General features: G+C 65.4%; 11 protein-coding genes. 4 read left to right on the plus strand and 7 right to left on the minus strand.

Annotated elements, in window-relative coordinates:
- The 4 genes from GQB03_RS04880 to GQB03_RS04895 all read left to right on the plus strand — a co-directional run bounded on the left by GQB03_RS04880 (position 1) and on the right by GQB03_RS04895 (position 4,659).
- Positions 1–768 carry a 3-hydroxyacyl-CoA dehydrogenase gene (locus GQB03_RS04880; protein ID WP_159685153.1) on the plus strand — a complete coding sequence of 256 codons (768 nt, stop codon included), beginning with the start codon at positions 1–3 and terminating at the stop codon, positions 766–768.
- A 20-nt stretch (positions 769–788) separates the two neighbouring features.
- On the plus strand, positions 789–2,372 hold the full coding sequence (locus tag GQB03_RS04885; protein ID WP_159685155.1) for an acyl CoA:acetate/3-ketoacid CoA transferase: 1,584 nt from the start codon (positions 789–791) through the stop codon (positions 2,370–2,372).
- The gene (locus tag GQB03_RS04890) at positions 2,369–2,788 is read left to right on the plus strand and encodes an acyl-CoA thioesterase (RefSeq protein WP_159685158.1); all 420 of its coding nucleotides are present in this window, start codon (positions 2,369–2,371) and stop codon (positions 2,786–2,788) included. The genes GQB03_RS04885 and GQB03_RS04890 overlap by 4 nt, the downstream gene beginning before the upstream one ends.
- A gap of 74 nt (positions 2,789–2,862) precedes the next feature.
- Entirely contained in the window at positions 2,863–4,659 is a 1,797-nt protein-coding gene (locus tag GQB03_RS04895; RefSeq protein ID WP_159685161.1) for an acyl-CoA dehydrogenase, read from the plus strand.
- Between the two features lie 68 nt (positions 4,660–4,727).
- Here the strand turns inward: GQB03_RS04895 and GQB03_RS04900 are convergent, their stop codons facing one another.
- From GQB03_RS04900 to GQB03_RS04930, 7 genes are all read right to left on the minus strand, one after another.
- The gene (locus GQB03_RS04900) at positions 4,728–5,309 is read right to left on the minus strand and encodes a hemerythrin domain-containing protein (RefSeq protein WP_159685164.1); all 582 of its coding nucleotides are present in this window, start codon (positions 5,307–5,309) and stop codon (positions 4,728–4,730) included.
- Between the two features lie 32 nt (positions 5,310–5,341).
- Entirely contained in the window at positions 5,342–6,058 is a 717-nt protein-coding gene (locus GQB03_RS04905; protein ID WP_159685167.1) for an ABC transporter ATP-binding protein, read from the minus strand.
- Between the two features lies 1 nt (position 6,059).
- Complete coding sequence (locus GQB03_RS04910) at positions 6,060–6,824, minus strand: ABC transporter ATP-binding protein (protein WP_159685170.1); 765 nt, start codon at positions 6,822–6,824, stop codon at positions 6,060–6,062.
- Positions 6,811–7,821 (minus strand): branched-chain amino acid ABC transporter permease, encoded by a 1,011-nt coding sequence (locus GQB03_RS04915; protein ID WP_159685173.1) that lies wholly within the window; start codon positions 7,819–7,821, stop codon positions 6,811–6,813. Before GQB03_RS04915 ends, GQB03_RS04910 begins: the two co-directional genes overlap by 14 nt.
- Before the next feature lie 4 nt (positions 7,822–7,825).
- The gene (locus tag GQB03_RS04920) at positions 7,826–8,707 is read right to left on the minus strand and encodes a branched-chain amino acid ABC transporter permease (protein ID WP_159685176.1); all 882 of its coding nucleotides are present in this window, start codon (positions 8,705–8,707) and stop codon (positions 7,826–7,828) included.
- 78 nt (positions 8,708–8,785) lie between these two features.
- Entirely contained in the window at positions 8,786–9,946 is a 1,161-nt protein-coding gene (locus GQB03_RS04925) for an ABC transporter substrate-binding protein (protein WP_159685179.1), read from the minus strand.
- 82 nt (positions 9,947–10,028) lie between these two features.
- Positions 10,029–13,171 (minus strand): indolepyruvate ferredoxin oxidoreductase family protein (locus GQB03_RS04930; protein ID WP_159685182.1); only part of this gene is annotated, 3,143 nt, incomplete at its 5' end.

Genomic DNA, 13,171 nt, shown 5'->3' on the forward strand with positions numbered 1-13,171 from the left:
ATGAAAACCGAAAACAATACCTTCATCGTCACCGGCGGCGCCTCCGGTCTGGGGACTGCGACCGTGCGGGCGCTGCACGGGGCCGGCGCGAACGTGGTGATCGCCGATCTCAACACCGAGCAGGGCGACGCGCTGGTTGCCGAGCTCGGCAGCCGCGCGGCCTTTGCCCGCACCAACGTCGCAGACGAAGCCGACGCGCAGGCGGCCGTCGCCCTCGCGGTGTCGCGCTTCGGCGGCCTGCAGGGCCTGGTGAGCTGTGCCGGCATCGGCAACGCCGCGCGGGTGCTCGGCAAGGAAGGGCCGATGCCGCTCGAGGCCTTCAGCCGCTCGATCCAGGTGAACCTGGTCGGCACCTTCAACATGATCCGCATCGCGGCCGATACCATGGCCAAGGGCGAGCCGGGGCCGGACGGCGAGCGCGGGGTGATCATCAACACCGCTTCGGTGGCGGCCTACGACGGCCAGATCGGCCAAGCGGCCTACGCCGCCTCGAAGGGCGGCATCGTCGCGATGACGCTGCCGATCGCCCGCGAGCTGGCGCGCAGCGGCATCCGCGTGATGACCATCGCCCCGGGCCTGTTCCTGACGCCGATGATGCACACCCTGCCCGCCGAGGTACAGAAGTCGCTCGGCGAGGCGGTGCCTTTCCCGTCGCGGCTGGGCCAGCCCGAGGAGTTCGCACGGCTGGCGCTGTCGATCATCGACAACGTGATGCTCAACGGCGAAACCATCCGGCTGGATGGCGCGATCCGCCTTGCGCCCCGCTGATCAGCCGGAGACTGGTAGCCATGACACGATTCATCGAAGCCGGTGACGTCGCCCGGCTGATTCCCAACGGCGCCACCCTGTATTGCACCGGGATGGGTCTTGCCGGTTTTGCAGAGGAAGTCGCGAAGGCGGTTTCCGAAGCCTTCCAGAGCACCGGTCATCCCCGCGACCTGACGCTCTACCACGCCACCGGCGTGGGCAACGGGCGCGACCGGGGCGTTCACCATTTTGCCCATGAGGGCTTGCTCAAGCGCATCGTCGGCGGACACTTCGGCGTCGGTGGACCGAGCCTCATGAAGCTGATCATGGAAAACCGCCTCGAGGCCTACAACATGCCCCAGGGCGCGCTGTGCAGGCTGCCGCGCGAGATTGCCGGGCGCCGGCCCGGCTTCATCACCCGGGTCGGGCTGGGTACCTTCGTTGATCCGCGTATCGAGGGCGGCAAGGTAAACGCCGCTGCGGTCGAGGACCTGGTCGAGGTGATGCACCTCGACGGCGAGGAGTGGCTGTACTTCAGGGCGCCGAAGGTGGATGTGGCCCTGATCCGCGGCTCGGTCGCCGACGAGAACGGCAACATCACCATGGAGCGCGAGGGTGTGCTGCTCGAGAGCCTGTCGGTCGCCCAGGCGGCCAGGGCGTGTGGCGGCATCGTGATCGCCCAGGTCGAGCATGTGGTCAAGGCCGGCTCGCTGCATCCGCGCGCCGTGACGGTGCCCGGCATCGTGGTGGACTACGTGGTGAAGGCCCGCCCGGAGAATCATCTGCAGACCATGAGCACCTATTACAACCCGGCCTACTCGGGGGATATCAAGGTGGTGCGGGGTTCCCTGGCCAGCATGCCGCTGGACCCGCGCAAGATCATCGCGCGGCGTGCCGCAATGGAACTGACACCGGGCGCGGTGGTGAATCTGGGCATCGGAATGCCCGAAGGCGTGGCCGCGGTGGCGGCGGAAGAGCACATCGATCACCTGATGTCGCTGACGCTGGAGACCGGACCGATCGGTGGCGTGCCTGCAGGCGGCTTCGACTTCGGCCACGCCAGCAATGCCGACGCGGTGATCGAGCAGGCGGCGCAGTTCGATTTCTACGACGGCGGCGGCATCGATGTCGCCTTCCTCGGGCTGGCCCAGACCGATGGAAACGGGAATGTGAACGTCAGCAAGTTCAGCGGCCGGCCGGTTGGTTGCGGGGGCTTCATCAACATCACCCAGAACGCGAAGAAGGTGGTGTTCTGCGGCACTTTCACTGCTGGTGACTCCGATCTCGGCATCGAGGATGGAAAACTGGCCATCCGTAGCGATGGCACGGGCTGCAAGTTCATGGAAGAGGTCGAGCAGATCACCTTCAGCGGTGATTACGCACGGCGAATCGGCCAGACCGTGCTGTATGTGACCGAGCGGGCGGTATTCCGTCTCGGCGATGCGGGGGTCGAGTTGATCGAGATCGCCCCCGGTGTGGACCTCGAGCGGGACATCCTCGCCCACATGCGCTTCAAGCCGCTGATCCGCGATCTGACCCTGATGGACGTGGAAATATTCCGTCCCGAATGGCAGCGGCTCGGCGCATTGCTCGGACAGCGTCCGGCCGGCCGGGAGGCGCGATGAGCGTGCGCAACGTCTACCGCATGCGCATCGCCTTCAGCGATTGCGATCCGGCGCAGATCGTCTTCTTCGCCAACTACTTCAAGTGGTTCGACACCTCGGCCCGCGAGTTCTTCACTGCTTGCGGGGTACCCCAGTGGCGCGAGACCCAGGCCGAGCGCGGCATCATCGGTACGCCGCTGGTTGACGCCCAGGCGCGCTTCGTCAATTCCGCGACCTACGGCGAGGACATCGAGATCGAGTCCTGTGTCGAGGCGTGGCGCGGCAAGAGCTTCGTCATGCGCCACGTCGCAAGGCGCAGCGACACGGTGTTGTGCGAAGGGCGCGAGGTGCGGGTTTTCGCGGTGCAGGATCCCGACAACCCGCTGCGCATCAAGGCGGTGCCGATACCCGAGGACTATCGGGCGATGTGCAGCTGATCCGTCTCACCGGGCGGGGCGGGGCGCGAGATTTGCCGCGGCCCGACCGCCCATTCAGGAATGCGAGGTGTTCAATGTACGACTACAAGGCCCCGTTGCGGGACATGCAGTTCATTCTTGCCGAACTGGCCGGGCTCGAGGAGATCGGCCAGCTTCCGGGTTGCGAGGATGCGTCGCCGGACCTGGTTTCGGCCATCATGGAAGAGGCCGGCAAGTTTGCCGCCGGTGTGCTGGCACCGATCAACCAGCAAGGCGACCTGCAGGGTTGCCGACTGGACGAGGACGGCTCTGTGCACACGCCGGACGGCTGGCAGTCCGCCTACGATCAGTTTTGCGAGGCTGGCTGGATGGGGCTGTCGCTGCCCCAGGAATTCGGCGGGCAGGGACTGCCCAAGCTGGTGTCGACGCCGGTGTGGGAGATGTGGTTCTCCACCAACATGGCGTTCACGATGTTGCCCCAGCTCAACGTCGGTCAGGCAGAGGCCTTGCTGATCGCTGCCAGCGAGGAGCAGAAGCAGACCTGGCTGCACAAGGTGGTGAGTGGCGAATGGGCCAGCACCATGAACCTCACCGAGCCGCAGGCCGGCTCTGACCTTGCCGCCACCCGCACCCGCGCAGAACCGCAGGGCGACGGCAGCTACAAGCTGTTCGGCCAGAAGATCTTCATCTCCTATGGCGAGCACGACCTGGCCCCCAATATCGTGCACCTGGTGCTGGCCCGTCTGCCGGACGCGCCGGCCGGGGTCAAGGGACTGTCGCTGTTCATCGTGCCCAAGTACCTGCTCGATGCCGACGGCAATCCGGCCGGGCGTAACGATGTGCGCTGCATCTCCATCGAACACAAGATGGGCATCCATGGCAGCCCGACGTGCACCCTGTCATTCGGTGACGGCGGGGGAGCGGTCGGCTGGCTGGTAGGCAAGCCCAACCGGGGTCTCGAAACCATGTTCATCATGATGAACGAGGCACGCTTCGGCGTCGGGGTGCAGGGCGCAGGGCTCGGCGAGCGGGCTTACCAGATGGCCCTGGGCTATGCCCGCGAACGGGTGCAGGGACGCACCATGGCAACCGGCGAGGGCAGCCAGACGATCATCCATCATCCCGACGTCAAGCGAATGCTGCTGTCGATGCGCGCCCGGGTGATGGCGATGCGTGCCTTGTTGTACACCGCGGCCGGATGGTTCGACATTGCCCATAAGCATCCCGATGCCGCGGTGGCGGACAGGCATCGGCGCTTCGTCGATCTGCTGATGCCGGTGGCCAAGGGATGGTGTACCGAGCTCGGCAACGATGTCTGCGACGACGCGATCCAGATCTTCGGCGGCATGGGATTCGTCGAGGAAACCGGTATCGCCCAGTTCTTCCGGGACGCTCGCATCATCACCATCTACGAGGGCACCACCGGCATCCAGGCCAACGATCTGGTCGGTCGCAAGATCCTGCGTGAGAACGGTGAGACGCTGCGCGAACTGATTGCCGAGTTGCGGGCCACGGTGGCCGAACTCAGCAGTGACGGTGCGCTGGGCGAGATCAGTGATGCGCTTTCCGACAGCATCGATGCGCTCGAGTCGGCATCCGAGTGGATTCTTCGCAATGGCCACGACCATCTTGCGGAAGTGTTGGCCGGCGCGGTGCCGTTTCTGTACGTGCTGGGTACCGTCTGCGGGGGCTGGCAGCTTGCCCGCGCTGCGCTGGCGGCAAAAAGGCGGCTTGGTTTGCCGGAGCCCGGCTACGATGGCGACTACCTGAAGAGCCTGGTCGAACTGGCGCGCTTTTACATGGCGACGGTCGGCCCTCAGGCGGCCGCGCTGGCTGCTACGGTGCGAGAAGCCGGTGACGCGATGGTCCGCTTTCCGGTCGAGACCTTCTAGCGGGAAGTGCGGTGTTGAAACCCGTATTCGCCAGCGATGGCTGGCGAATACGGGTGGAGCGATCCTTCTTACTTCGCTTCCGGCCCGAGTCCCATCGGTGCGGGCATCAGATTGACCACCTTGCGGAACAGGTCGCGGAACTCCTTCTGCGTGCCGACGCCGACCAGCGGGTCAGCGTTGGAGCCGAAGGCCGAGTCGATCTCGGTCCAGTCCTCGGGCAGGAGCGATTTTTCGGCGAGCGGCAGGATGACATCCTCCTCCTTGCGCATGTGCTCCCACTGGAACTGCGTGTACTCGGCCATTGCCTTGGCAAAGGCATCGAAGCGCGAAGGGTCGCGCTCGTACTCCTGCAGGGCGGTCGCAACGCGCTGAATGAACTCGGGTCCGCAGCGGTGCTCGTCTTCGAGTTCGTCGAGCATCGGCGCGGCCGAGGGATCGCGTTCGCGCAGGGTGTGGTAGACGTACTCGTCCTCCTTGGGGTGATGCAGCTTGTCGGGGAAATCCTTGACGTAGGCGAGCATCGACTTGAACAGCGCGAAATCGGGCTTCTGCTTGCCGTCGCGAATCTGTCCGATCAGGTACTCCAGGCCACGCAGTACCGCGGCAAGGGCACGGTGCTCGTCCTTGATGATGGTGATGGCTTTGCGCATCGCAAACTCCTTGATTGTCTTGGTAGCCTTGTTCAGACGCCGAGCAGTCCGGACAGCGCCGGATCGTCCGCGACCTTCGAGGCCGGGCCGGCAAGCTCGACCAGCCCTTTCTGCAATACCAGCGCGTTGTCGCTGTGCTCCAGCACGCGCCGGAAATCGCGGTCGACGATCAGCGTTGCGATGCCGCTGTCGCGAATGTCGCCGATCACGTTCCAGATCTCGTTCACGATCAGCGGCGCCAGACCTTCGGTGGCCTCGTCGAGAATGACCAGGTCGGGCTGGGTCATCAGCGCGCGTCCGATCGACACCATCTGCTGTTCGCCACCGGAAAGTTGCGAGCCGAGGTTGGTGAGCCGTTCGGTGAGGCGCGGAAAGGTCTCGAGCACCCGTTCGTAGCTCCAGCCCCGGCTTGCTTCACGCGAGGGGCGGGCGGCCATGATGAGGTTCTCGCGCACGGTGAGATTCGGGAATACCCCGCGCCCCTCCGGCACGTAGGCGACGCCGCGGCGTGCCACCTCGTGCGGTTTGCTCTTCGAGACGTCGTGTCCGAACAGGTGGATCTGTCCATCCCGCTGGGTGACGTGGCCGAGAAGGGTGCGGATCAGGGTGCTCTTTCCCATGCCGTTGCGGCCGAGCAGGCCGACGGTCTCGCCACGGGCGATCTTAAGATCGATGCCGTGCAAGACGTGACTCGATCCGTACCAGGCATGGATGTTCCGGGCGTCGAGGATTGGATCCGTCGGGGCCATGTCAATGATCTCCCAGGTAAGCGGTCTTGACTTCGGGGCTGTTGCGAATGAAGTCGGGCGAGCCCGATGCGATCACCTGGCCATTGACCATCACCGTGATGCGATCGGCCGCACGGAAGACCGCGTCCATGTCGTGTTCGACCAGCAGGATCGCGTGATCGGGGCGCAGTTGTTCGAGCAGGGTCAGCATGCGTTCGGTCTCTTCGGCGCCCATCCCCGCGAGCGGCTCGTCGAGCAGCAGCACTTCCGGTCCGGTGGCGAGGCACATGGCGATCTCGAGCTGGCGTTTCTGGCCGTGGCTGAGCAGGCCGGCGGTACGATCGAGCGCGTTGCCGAGGCCGACCCGCACGGCCGCGTCGTGGGCCGCCGCGGTGCTGACTTCACAGCGCGCCGCGCTCTGCCACCAGGCCCACGGCGCGGGTTTGCGCGCCTGGGCCGCGAGCCGGCAGTTTTCCATGACGCTGAAGCTCGGGTAGATCGTGTTGCGCTGGTAGCTGCGGCCAAGTCCGGAGCGCGCGCGCTTGGGCTGGGACCAGTCGGTCACGTCCTGGCCGAGCAGCTCCACCTGTCCTTCGGAAGGCGGGAACTCGCCCGAGAGGATATTGATGAGCGTGGATTTGCCCGCCCCGTTGGTTCCGATCACGGCGTGCAGGCTGCCGCGCTCGAGCTCCACCGACACCTTGTTGAGGGCGACCAGGCCGCCCCAGCGCCGCGTGATATCCCGGCCGCGGAGCAATACCTTGGATGCGCTGTCAGGCTTTGGCATTTTGTACCTCCATGTCTTCGGCGCGGCGTGTCGCACGCCCCAGCAGATGTTGACCCCATTGACCGGGCAGGCCGACCAGACCGCGCGGCAGCAGCGCGACGCTGGCGATGATCGTCATGCCGAGCCCGAGGTGCCAGTGCTTCGAGAATTCACCGAAGATCGCCTCCGATTTGAAAAGCTCTTCCAGCAGAACGAACGCGAAGGCGCCGATCAGGGCCCCGCGAAGGTGGCCGATGCCACCCAGGATGATCATCACCAGGACCGAGCCCGAAAGGTGCCAGCTCATCAGCTCCGGGTTGACCGCACCGTCCTTGACCGCGAACAGGAACCCGCCGAGACCCGCGATCGCGCCGGAGATGGTGAAGGCCGCGAGCTTGTACGGGTAGGTCGAGAAACCGGTTGCGCGCATGCGCTGTTCGTTGACCCGGATGCCTGCCAGGGCCCGGCCGAAGCGCGAGCGCGAAAGCACTGCGAGAAACACGAACACCGCGATCAACAGCACATAGGTGACCCAGTAGAGGGCTTGCGTGTCGCCCAGGTCGATTGCGCCGAGGGTGGGTTTCACGGTCATGTAGATGCCATCGGTGCCACCGCCCAGCGAGGTGTCATGGACGACGAAATAGGCCATCTGGGCGAAGGCCAGGGTCACCATGATGAAGTACACCCCCTTGGTGCGAAGCGACAGGGCGCCGACGAACAGGGCGTAGAGTGCGGCCGTCAGCACCGCTGCGGGCAGCAGTATCGCGACCGACCCCGGGTCATACTGCGGGGACAGCAGTACCGCCGAATACGCGCCGATACCGAAGAACGCGGCTTGACCGAAGCACACCAGGCCCGTACCGCCGACGAGCAGCTCTAGGCTGAGCGCAAAGATGGCGAAGACCATGGTCGTGGTCACCAGATCGGTACCGAATTCGCTGCCGGTGAATGGGTAGATCGCCAGGGCGGCAAAGATCGCCGCGACGAAGACTGACTTTGAAGTGTCGTTGTTTGTCATGATTTCACCCTGCCTTGAACAGGCCGTCCGGCTTCCACAGCAGGATCAGCGCCATCAATACGTAGACCAGCACGCCGGCCGCGTCCGGCAACAAGACCTTGCCGAAAGTGTCCACCAGACCGATGAGCAGGGCTGCGACCAGCGCGCCGCGAATCGAGCCGATGCCGCCGATCACCACCACCACGAAGCAGATGATCAGGACCTGGTTCCCCATGCCCGGATAGACCGACGACACCGGGGCGGCCACCATCCCGGCCAGCACGGCAATCGCCACCCCGGCCGCGAACACCACGCGGTAGAGGAACTTGATGTCGATGCCGAGCGACTGCACCATCTCGCGGTTGGTGCTCCCCGCGCGGATCATCATGCCGAGGCGGGTCCGTGAGAAAACGAAGTACATGCCCAGTGCCAGTGCCACGCAGACCGCGCTGATGAAGAGCCGATAGACCGGGTAGGTCATCACCTCGCCAAGCGGCAGCGAGCCGGCCAGCAGGTCGGGGACCTTGACACCATGCACGTCGTCGCCGACGAGCAGGCTGCGAAGTTCCTCGAAGACCAGGATCAACCCATAGGTCATGAGGACCTGCTGCAAGTGCTCGCGCTCGTAGAGGTAGCTATAGAAGGCCCACTCGAGCACGTAGCCGAGTACGACGGCCAGCACCAGGCCGACGCACAGGGTGCTGAAAAAACCGCCGCCAAAGGTGGCTGCAACGATCGGCGCGAGCGCGAAGGCCATGTAACCGCCGATCATGTAGAAGCTGCCATGCGCCAGGTTGATGACGCCCATGATCCCGAAGATCAGCGTCAGGCCCGAGGCCACCAGGAAGAGCAGTAGTCCGTACTGAAGCGAGTTCAGCAGCTGTATCAGAAAAATCGTGAAATCCATGCGCGTAGCCTCGTCTGGACCGCCGCCCGGTCAAGGGGGCGGCCCGTTGGTGGAGTGCCGGAGATGCGGGGCGACGCTTTACATGCGGCAGCCGCGGGCGGGGTCGGCCAAGGCCTTGCTGGCGATGCCGACGACCTTGTTTTCCTTGCCGCTTACCTGGCGAAGGTAGATGTCCTGAATCGGGTTGTGTGCCTTGGAGAGGGTGAAGGCGCCACGGGGGCTGTCGATCTTGGCCTTTTCGAGTGCTGCCGCGAATTCGGCTTTCTTCGACACATCGCCATTTACTGCGGTCAGGCCGATGCCCAGCATCTGCGCGGCGTCATAGCCTTGCACCGCATAGACGTCGGGCTGGCTCTTGAAAGCCTTGGCATAGGCGAGGCGGAAAGCATTGTCACGCGGTGTGCCGAGACTGTCGGCGTAGTGCAGCGTGGTCTGGATGCCCTCCGCGTCAGCGCCCTGGGCATCGAGCGTACCGTCGGTGAGGAAGCCTGCGCCAACCAGCGGGATCGTGGCCTTGAGCCCGGAGCTTGCGTAATCCTTGACGAACTTCACTGCGCCGCCACCGGCAAAGAAGGTGTAGACGACGTCAGGCTTGCTTGCCGCGATCTGGGTCAGCAGTGCCTGGAATTCGACATTGGGGAAGGGAACCTGCAAGTCGTCGGTGACCTTGCCGCCGTTCTTCTCGAATGCCTCCTTGAAGCCGTTGATCGATTCCTGTCCGGCTGCATATTTCCAGGTGATCGTGACCGCCTTCTTGTAACCCTTCTTGGCAGCGGCCTCACCCATTGCAAAGCCCGGTTGCCAGTTGCTGAACGAGCTGCGGAAGATGTTCTGGGCGCACATCGGGCCGGTCACCGCGTCGGCGCCGGCGTTCGGCACGATCAGCAGGGTGCCGGTGTCCTTGGCGACCTTGGCCATGGCCATTGCCACCCCGGAGTGAACCGTACCGACCAGCACGTCGACGTTGTCGCGCTTGATCAGCTTCTTGGCATTGTCGGTGGCCTTTGAGGGGTCGGATTCGTCATCCAGTTTCACGAACTCGATCTCGCGCCCGCCGAGCTTGCCGCCCTGTTCGTCGACATACAGCCTGAAGCCGTTCTCGATGGCGGTTCCCAGTGCTGCGTAGGTGCCCGTGGCGGGAAGCATCAGGCCGACCTTGACCTTGCCTGGTGCCTGGGCGAAGGTCACGGTCGAAGCAAGTGCCGTGGCGGCAAACATCCCGATATATGTCTTTTTCATGATTTTTCTCCTCCTGTGATCAAACGGCTCGTATTCGTACGAATTTTCGTTACGGGTAGATGCGACGCGTGGGGTGCCGGGCTCACGCCGCGACCTTTTCGGTTTTCGGATTGAGGAAGTCCTGCAGGCGTTGCTGCTGCAGGGCCTTTGCTGCGGCGATGCTCTTTTCCTTGACGTGGCCGTAGCCGCGGATCTCGTCGGGGACGCTGGCCAGGGCCACCGCGGCGCCGTGGTTGGCGGCGCCCAGCTTCGAGCAGATCTGCTCGAGCAGCCCGATGTAGTCCTCGATGAGTGCCCGCTCGGTGCGCCGCTCCTCGGTCTTGCTGAAGAGATCGAGCGCGCCGCCGCGCAGCCCCTTGAAGCGGGCCATCCAGCGGAAGGCGTTCAGCATCCACGCCCCGTAGGTCTTCTTCTGCAGCTCGCCGGTGGCCGGGTCACGCTCGGCGAGCAGCGGCGGGGCGAGGTTGTACTTGACCGTGTAGCCGTGCTTGAAGCGCGCATCGAGCGAAGCGAGGAAGGCCGGGTCGGTGTGCAGCCGGGCCACTTCGAACTCGTCCTTGAAGGCCATCAGCTTGTAGAGGTAACGCGCGGCCGCTTCCGACAGGCCGGACTGACCCGGCACCGCCTTGGCTTCAGCCGCCACCACGCGCTTGACCACATCGGCGTAGCGCTTCGCGTAGGCCTCGTCCTGGTAGTCGATCAGGTCCGGCACCCGCACTTCGAGCAGCCGCCTGGTCTCGCCCTTGGCGCCGACGGCATCGACGATCGCCCGCGCCGCCGCCGAGAGCTGCGGATGGGCCGCCGCCTCGCTCGCCGACACCGCGTTGGCACGTGCGATCTCGGCCTCGACGAAGGCCCGGTCGATCACCGCCATGCGGCCCCAGCGGAAGGCCGCCAGGCTCATCTCCACCGCCACCCCGCTGTTGCGGATGGCCGCCTCGATCGATTCGGCCTTGAGCGGGATGGTCCCCGCCTGGAAGGCCACCCCGACCATGAAGTTGTTGGTCGCCATGGCATCGCCGAAGAGGCCCTCGGCCAGCGCCTGGCCGTCGATATAGACGTTCTCCTCCTTGCGCGTGACCCGGTCGATGCCGGCGGTCAGCCGCGCGGTCGCCGGGAACATCACATGACGGTCCGAGATCATCTGCCCGGTCGGCGTCTGGGTGGTCGAGACCACCGCGATGGTGCGCGAGGGGTGGCACTTGTCGAGGTTCTTCGGATCGGTCGCGTTGAGGATGTCGAAGCCCAGGTACAGGTCCGAGCGCCCGTCGGAGATCTTGTTCGAGCCGTCGAACGGCGCGTGGGTGATCTTGATGTCCGAGATCACCGCGCCGCCCTTCTGGGCAAGGCCGGTCTGGTCGAGGCCGATCACGTGCTTGCCCTCGAGCCGCGCGGCGTTGGCGATGGTCGCCACCACCGTCACCGAGCCGGTGCCGCCGATGCCCATCACGTGGATGCCGAAGCCAAAGCTCGCATCGACCTTGGACTGCGGCTCGACCAGCGCGCGCTCGAGCGCCGGAATGCGGCCCTTCTTCTTTTTCTTCTTGCCCGCCTCCGCCGAGGCCGGCGCCGGGTTCGGGGTGATGGTCAGGAAGGACGGGCAGAAGCCCTTCACGCAGGAGTAGTCCTTGTTGCACGAGGACTCGTGGATGCGCGTCTTGCGCCCGAACTCGGTCTGCACCGGCTCGACGCTCATGCAGTTGGACTTCTCGCCGCAGTCGCCGCAGCCCTCGCACACCCGCTCGTTGATCACCACCACTTCCTGCGGCTCCTCGGCCTTGCCGCGGCTCCTCGCGCGGCGCAGCTCGGCGGCGCACTCCTGGTCGTGCAGCAGCACCGTGGTGCCGGGCGTGGCGGCGAGCTCCTTCTGCGCCTCGTCGAGGCGGTCGCGGTGCCACACCTCGGTGTGCCCGTCCAGGCGCACCCCGGTGTACTTGCCCGGATCGTCGGTGGTGACGATGATCCGGCGCACCCCGTTGGCGAGCAGGTCGGAGACCATCTTGGCCACCGGGTGGGCGCCCTGGATGGCCTGGCCGCCGGTCATCGAGGTGTGGGCATTGACCAGCAGCTTGAAGGTGATGTTCACATCGGTCGAGGCGGCGTAGCGGATCGCCAGGCTGCCCGAGTGGGCGTAGGTGCCGTCGCCCATGTTCTGGAAGATGTGGCCGGTCTCGGTGAAGGGCGTCATGCCGATCCACTGCGCGCCCTCGGCGCCCATGTGGGTGCCCATCACCACGTTGCGGTCCATCCACATGGCCATGGTGTGGCAGCCGATGCCGGCCGAGACGATGCTGCCCTCGGGGGCCACGGTCGAGCTGTTGTGCGGGCAGCCCGAGCAGTACCAGGCGGTACGCGTGGCGGTGGGCAGCTTGCCGCGCGAGTGCACCTCGTCGAGCCGCGCGAGCCAGGCCTCGGCCGACTCGATGCGGGCCTTCTGCGAGAGCCGCTTGGTGAGCGCGCGGCAGATCACGTCGGACTCGAACTCGCCGTAGTGCGGCAGCAGCTCCTGCTCCTGCTCGTCGAACTTGCCGACGATGCGCGGCGCGTTGGCCATGCCGTAGAGCACGTTCTTGGCGAACATCTCGAGGAAGGGGCGCTTCTCCTCGATGACGAGGATCTCCTCGAGCCCCTGGGCGAACTCGCGCACGATGGTGGGCTCCATCGGGAAGAGCATGCCCATCTTGAGGATGCGGATGCCGTAGCGCCTGAGCGCGGCATCGTCCAGGCCCAGCTCGAGGAAGGCCTGGCGCAGGTCGTGGTAGGTCTTGCCGGCGGTGATGATGCCCAGCCACGCATCCGGGTTGGGGAACACCACGTTGTTCAGGTTGTTGGCCCGCGCGTAGCGCTTGGCCACCTCGAGGCGGCGGGTGTAGAGCGACTGCTCCATCTCGAGCGCCTCGGCACGCACGTTCATGCCCAGGTTCATGCGCGGGGTGAAGGGCACGCCGTCGAAGGTCAGATCGGGGGTGACGAAGTCGAGCCGCTCGGGGCTGATGTCGGCGGTGCCGGTGCCGTCGGCCACGTTGGTGACGATCTTGAGCCCGACCCACAGCCCCGACAGGCGCGACATCTGGTAGCCGTGCAGGCCCAGGTCGAGAATCTCCTGGACGTTGCTCGGATACAGCGAGGGCATGCCCACGTGCATGAGCATCGGCTCGGACTGGCTGCACAGCGAGGAGCTCTTGCAACTCGGGTCGTCGCCGGCGATCGCCAGCACGCCGCCGT

This window comes from Cognatazoarcus halotolerans (assembly GCF_009800965.1).
Taxonomy (GTDB): domain Bacteria; phylum Pseudomonadota; class Gammaproteobacteria; order Burkholderiales; family Rhodocyclaceae; genus Cognatazoarcus; species Cognatazoarcus halotolerans.